Annotated in this window: 5 protein-coding genes and 1 pseudogene; all 6 read right to left on the bottom strand. The window is 35.5% G+C overall.

The genetic code is table 11. The annotated features are described in order from the left end of the window. A pseudogene (locus AC1DSB_RS13330) lies at positions 1 to 337 on the bottom strand (hypothetical protein); the annotation flags it as partial. A gap of 29 nt (positions 338 to 366) precedes the next feature. After that, complete coding sequence (locus AC1DSB_RS13335; RefSeq protein ID WP_477533020.1) at positions 367 to 1,131, bottom strand: tyrosine-protein phosphatase; 765 nt, start codon at positions 1,129 to 1,131, stop codon at positions 367 to 369. Positions 1,132 to 1,253: 122 nt separating this feature from the next. Next, complete coding sequence (locus AC1DSB_RS13340; RefSeq protein WP_477586872.1) at positions 1,254 to 1,952, bottom strand: CpsD/CapB family tyrosine-protein kinase; 699 nt, start codon at positions 1,950 to 1,952, stop codon at positions 1,254 to 1,256. Next, positions 1,945 to 2,685: a YveK family protein gene (locus AC1DSB_RS13345; protein WP_477586873.1), complete on the bottom strand. Its 741-nt coding sequence runs from the start codon at positions 2,683 to 2,685 to the stop codon at positions 1,945 to 1,947. The genes AC1DSB_RS13340 and AC1DSB_RS13345 overlap by 8 nt, the downstream gene beginning before the upstream one ends. A gap of 746 nt (positions 2,686 to 3,431) precedes the next feature. Then, positions 3,432 to 4,652 (bottom strand): MFS transporter, encoded by a 1,221-nt coding sequence (locus tag AC1DSB_RS13350; RefSeq protein ID WP_477586874.1) that lies wholly within the window; start codon positions 4,650 to 4,652, stop codon positions 3,432 to 3,434. Between the two features lie 55 nt (positions 4,653 to 4,707). Beyond that, positions 4,708 to 5,657: DNA gyrase C-terminal beta-propeller domain-containing protein (locus AC1DSB_RS13355; protein WP_477586875.1), on the bottom strand; the 950-nt coding region annotated here is incomplete at its 5' end.

Below are 5,657 nucleotides of genomic sequence, written 5' to 3' on the forward strand. Positions count from 1 at the left end.
GAATATGAACCATCCATGTGATGACTAACACCCGAACGTAAATATCTTGATTGACTATTACTTGCATAAGCATTACTGAAATAATCGAATAGGTCACTGCACGAACTATTGAGGTAAGTTCACCAATTGAAGCATACAACCAAACCTTTCGATAAAGTCCATAACGCCAAGCAAAAAAATGATGCGCTAAAAAAATAGTTATTACACTTAGAATTAACACTTTTTCTGTTAAAACATTTAAATAGGGGTATAGAATTAAATAACTAGCAAACATCGAAAAAACAACAATAAAAGAATCCAATACAAAAAGTAATGTTTTCCATTTCTTTACCGTCATTGAGCACATACTCTTTTCTTTAGTAGGATTTAAATAAAAAATTTTTTTCTTGGAATCTGCTCGGGCTGTAGCTTACTAATATTTTGATTATTAACAAGTTCAATCGATTGCTTTTTCAATTTTGTCGTATACTCAATCCCTAATTTTTTATCTACTATGTTCCATGCATCTTTCCATTTAAACACTCGGCTAGTCAGATTGTGTGCATCTGATCCAATAAAATGGGTCAATTGATATTCAATCATTTGAATACTCAAGCGTTGTAATTTTCTACCGAACCCGCCTGCTATACTTGTTGCGGTTACTTGAGAATATGCACCATTTTTTATTAATTGATAAAGTTTTTCTGGATTCCTTGCAATTTCAGCATTGCGCTCTGGATGTGCAATCACAGGGATAATTCCTTTTACTAGTAAGTTATAAAACAACTTCTCCGTATATAGTGGAATATTAGACGATGGCAGTTCGATTAATATCATCTTAGAATGGTTTAATGTTAATAGTTCTTCATCTAAATCTAAGACACTCTCCAGTTCTCCAAATAATCTTATTTCTTGCCCGGTCAATACAGTTAAAGGAATTTGTGCAGCTGAAAATATTTCATTCAGCTTAAGAACGTTCTTTACAACTATTTCTTTGGGGTTATGGTAAGAAGGATGTCTGTGATGGGGTGTTGCTATAATAGTAGATATCCCTTCAGAAACAGCTTGTTTTGCCATATTGATACTCTCTTCTAATGTTCGTGCGCCATCATCAAGACCGAAAGTTATGTGTGAGTGTATATCAATCAACATTCCCATCCTCGTAACTGTATTTTTTAATAATCTTTAACATGAATTTTAGGTTTTGAAAGGATATTACAATTAATAATTAGTTAAGAATTTAATTATTTTGTATGAAACCTTTGCTAACCTAATTACTTAGTTTGTCCATAATAATAGGTGGTTTGATAAGGTGAGTCTTTCATCATTTTATTATTTAACACAACTCCTAATAGTTTGCTGCTTGCACTCATTAGTATATCTTTTGCTCSAATGGCTCCTTCTTTTTCTGTAGAACCACTTTTCACTACCAAAATAGATCCGTCACATTTATTTGCTAGTATTTGTGCATCTGCTACGGCAAGTATAGGAGGTGTATCAAATAAAATTAATTCAAAACTAGCTTTTAATCGGTCCATCAATTGAGACATCATTTCTGATTGAAGCAGTTCTGCTGGATATGGGGGAATTGTTCCGCTAGGTAATAGAAACAAATTAAGTACTGGAGTTTGTTGTATAACATCTCCTAGTGAGGCTTTTTTCATCAATAAATTTGTTAAACCTTTTGTATTTTTAATATTAAAGGTATAGTGAATTGTCGGTTTCCGTAAATCTGCATCTACAAGCAGCACTTTTTTTCCTTGTTGAGCAAACACAATAGCTAAGTTTGCAATGGTCGTTGATTTTCCTTCTCCAGGATTTGGTGAAGTAATAATAATGGATTTCAATTCTTTATCTACCGAAGAATACTGAATGTTTGTTCTTAATGTTCGATACTGCTCTGAAATAGGAGATTTTGAATTTTCAATTGTTATTAGTTGCGTCTCCATTTTCTTTTTCTTTCGATTAGCCATTCATATCTCCTCCTTTCTTATACTGCATTTTATTAAGTCTTGCTATTTTTTTTTGTTCTTTTATCTCCATGGATGAAATAGAACCTATCACTGGTAATGAAAGTAGCTTTTCAATGTCTTGCTCCGAAGTTAATGTATTGTCAAGGTATTCTAAAAGGAAAGCGAGCCCAATGCTAAGTAAAAATCCAATAACCATTGAAATAGCTATGTTTAAAATGGGTTGGGGCTTTACAGGTTCTTGTTCATCACTTGCAGTGGCTCTTGATAATATACTCACATTATTGATGTTCATAAGATCAATTACTTCACGCTGGAAAATATCAGCAGTCGAATTGGCAATGTCACGAGCTATAAATTGATCCGCATCCTGGACAGTAATTGTTACAACTTGAGAATCGCCWTCACTATTGACATTTATTTTTTTGTTTAATGATTGAGTAGTCATATTTTCAAGTGCCAATTCCTTTATAACAAGATCAAGTATCGCTGGACTTTTTATGATAATGCTATAGGTATTTATTAGCTGTAAATTTGTTTGAATATCTACATCAGGCATTTGGTTTGTGTCTTCTTGATTTATTAAAAGCTGAGTTGAAGACTCGTAGATCGGTGTTAAAAAGTAAAAACTAATTACTCCACTAAGAGCAGTTACTAAAAGTGTTATTGAAAAAATCAGAAGCATTCTCTTTCGAAGTGTCTGGAAAAATTCTTGTAAACTAATAGTTTCTTCCATAATCTATAGTTCCCCCTTCCCAGCTATAAACTTATGTATATGATAAAACCATTAACAACATGACATTTGGAGGATTTTTAAGATAACAAAGTCTCGATTTTATTGAAATTCTTTTCACATTTAAAAAACCAACTAAATTAAGCAATTTCGACGGTTTGTACGTTTGTATCTAGTTTTATGTTTCGTTTCTTAATTTTGAATTAAGAAAATTGTAGTCAGTGAAACTGATTAATCCAATACTCACCATCCCTTGGAAGCCAATTTTAAAATGCTTCTGTTGCTAAGAAACAATCTCTTCCTACTTGTACTCCATTTTTTTTTGCCATAAATTTCACACTGTCCTAGGAAAAACTCAATACTTTCTGCGGCCTAAATGATTCCCATAATCGCTTCTGAAGCGACAGAACCTAAAAATGAGCGTAATTCACGATTTTACGCTTTTTTAAATATCTTCCTATTTTAAAGAACATAAAAAGCTCATTTCTATTTACGAGAAATGAGCTTTTTTCAGTTATAACTATTTAGCTGGTGGAATCGGAAGCGTTTCTTCCTCTTTATGACTTTCGTATTATGAATAACAACTTTTAACTGTCTTTAATTAATAGACGACATCCCCCCATAGGACGTTTTCGAAATACATAAATTTATTTATTTTTCAGTTAAGTTATTTAATGGTACATGATAACCAACTATTATAATCAATTTCTACTGGATAAAAACGACAAAACATGAAAAAACCGCTGAAATCATATGATTTCAGCGGTTTGATCATTTGTATCCAATTTAATGTTACGTTTCTTCATTTGAATCAGGAAAACTGTGGTCAGAGATAAACTAAGTACCCCAAATACAACGACCATCCATTGTAAACCGATTAGATCCAACAATGCTCCTGTTGCCAATAAAACGACCTGGAAAATTACGCGCTCGAGCATGTTTCGGAACGAGAAAAATCTGCCGTGAAACGCTTTTGGCATTTGCTTCTGGAATATTGTCATAGCAGTTGGGAAAAAACTACCCACCGCAAAGCCAAATACCGCAAATGCGGTTACCGACAAAACTGGACTGGCAGCAAAAATTAAGATTAATTCAGCAACGCCGATTACAAATGCAAAGAAAAATAATATCGTACTCGTATGCCATTTATTTGCAATATACTTAACAACAACAGTACCCAGCATAAATGCAATACCTTCAGCGGCATAAATTGCCCCTTTGATGGATGATGAATCCTGCAGCTCACTGATATTGATAACCAGCAAGTTAAACGATCCTATAAACAATAAAGGAATTAAAGTCATGACCAAAGTCATCATGACAGCTGGATATGATTTTAAAATCGGAAACACTTCCATGAATCCACCTTTACTTGATGAAGCTACTTTCACTTGTGCTTCTGTACCCTGACCTTCATCGATGCGGAGCATATAAGTAAAGATCAACAGACCGGCATAAGCGATGATAGACATATAATAAAGCGATTCCAATGACCAATAGACCAATACGACACCTGCAAGCGCTGTTCCAATAACACGAGCCATAGTAGCGACATTCATATGCCAGCCATTCATTTGCAGCAACTGATCGTCTTTAACCACTAATGGTATGGTTGCCTGCAAAGCTGGAAAATAAAATGCTGCCGACAATTGGATGCTGATCATGAAGGCGACCATCCACCAGATGGAGCCTGTTCCGATTGCAATCAGCATGAAGCTGACACTGATCATACGACCGAATCCCGAAATCAACAATACCGTCTTTTTCTTCGATTGATCGATTATTTTGCCGGCCATTGGTCCAGCTAAAATTCCAGCAAGTAAACCAATTGCCATGATGACTGACTTCAGGAAATCAGAAGGAATTCGTTCCTGCATAAACTCCAAATTTCCAATGATTCCAGTCCAGAGACCAAGACCCGCAATCATTTCCCCCACTAAAATAATCCATACATTTCGATTCTTCCACATATAATCCCCTGTATACAACAAAGGAAGCCATTATAGCTCCCTTGTTGTACCCCTTCTATTTCTTGCTATCTTCGTTTGTTTTCAATGCTTTCCATAATCTTACGACAGCCCCGTCTTTGTCTGTATCGACAATAAACGAGCCGTTTGAGTAGCGATCTGAAACACGGATTGGTTTCGTTTCAACAACTTCACGAACGCCTTTTGCTGTCTCGATAATTACTTGTTCATTATCTTCAACATAGAATACGCCGCTTACGCGGTGAGCATTCGATTTTAATTCGCGTAACACAACAACTCCTCGTTTTGCACGAGTGCCTTGTTCGAATTCTTTTAATGCCATTTTTTTTACGGCGCCTCGATGAGTCACGAGGAATAAATCTCCGCGTGCATCAGCTGGAATGATCGTTGCATTTGCTACAACATCGCCATCTTTCAAGTTAATCCCTTTCACTCCACCAGTTTTCACACCGGTAACAGGAACTTCCTGCATATTGAATCGTACAGCATAGCCGTTATGCGTGACGATGAAGACATCTTCGGTTTCCGTTACGAGATCAATATACATAACTTGATCGCCTTTTTTCAAATTCATCGTATTCAATGCTCGTGAATAACGCTGAACTTGATATTCAGCCAGTGTAGAACGTTTAATCTGACCCAGTTTTGAAACTGCTAAAATATAGCGGTTTTCATCAAAGGTTTCGATTGGAATTGCTTTGATGATTGTTTCGTTCGAATCAAGTGAAACGATACTCGATATATGCTGGCCAAGGTCCTTCCAGCGGATATCAGGTAGTTCATGAATCGGCTGATAGATGTAATTTCCTAAACTTGTGAACAGTAGCAAGTGATGTTGCGTATTCATCATCGACTCAAATAATAGATAATCTGAGTCTTTCATTGTGAAGTCTTTACCGTTAGAAGCACTGTATGAACGTGTACTTGTACGTTTTACATATCCGTCTTTCGTCACGGTAACCATAACCTCTTCACTCGGAATCAAGA

This window comes from Paenisporosarcina sp. P4_E4_2 (genome assembly GCF_056401595.1).